The organism is Oleiphilus sp. HI0132 (genome assembly GCF_001635845.1).
The window spans coordinates 1-565 of record NZ_LWGJ01000849.1 but is presented as its reverse complement, the minus strand read 5'-3'; the positions used below and the strand labels follow the sequence as shown (position 1 = coordinate 565).

Sequence of the window (565 nt, the reverse complement as noted above, 5' to 3'; positions counted from 1 at the left end):
CCACATACTTGTACCAGTAATCGGCGATCGCTGCCTCAATAGCAATACGCGCAGGAACCTCAAGAGGTAAAACAGACAGGCGATATTCGATATCTTGCTGATCAAAAACATCAGTACAAGGCATAGAAACAACTCGGACATTAACTTCACGCTTAGTAAGTTCGTCTGCAGCAGCAACTGCCAATCCTACTTCAGAACCTGTAGCGATCAGAATCAAATCTGGCAAGCCTTCACAGTCTTTCAAGATGTAACCACCACGCTCAATATTTGCAACTTGCTCTTTACTTCGCTCTTGGTGAACTAGGTTTTGCCGCGAGAAAATCAATGAAGATGGGCCATCGGCACGCTCAAGGGAATGCTTCCACGACACGGCTGACTCAACCGTATCACAAGGCCTCCAGCAGTTCATGTTAGGCGTTAGACGCAAACTTGAAATCTGCTCGACCGGCTGATGAGTTGGGCCATCTTCGCCCAGACCAATAGAATCATGTGTAAATACATAGATAGCACGCTGCTTCATGAGTGCAGACATACGTACAGCATTGCGTGCGTATTCCATAAAGAT

Annotated in this window: 1 protein-coding gene; it reads right to left on the bottom strand. The window is 46.5% G+C overall.

All coding sequences use genetic code 11. The annotated features are described in order from the left end of the window. Positions 1–565, bottom strand: a 565-nt coding sequence (locus tag A3766_RS09625; protein WP_304440957.1) for a transketolase C-terminal domain-containing protein, incomplete at both ends; no start/stop codon positions are given.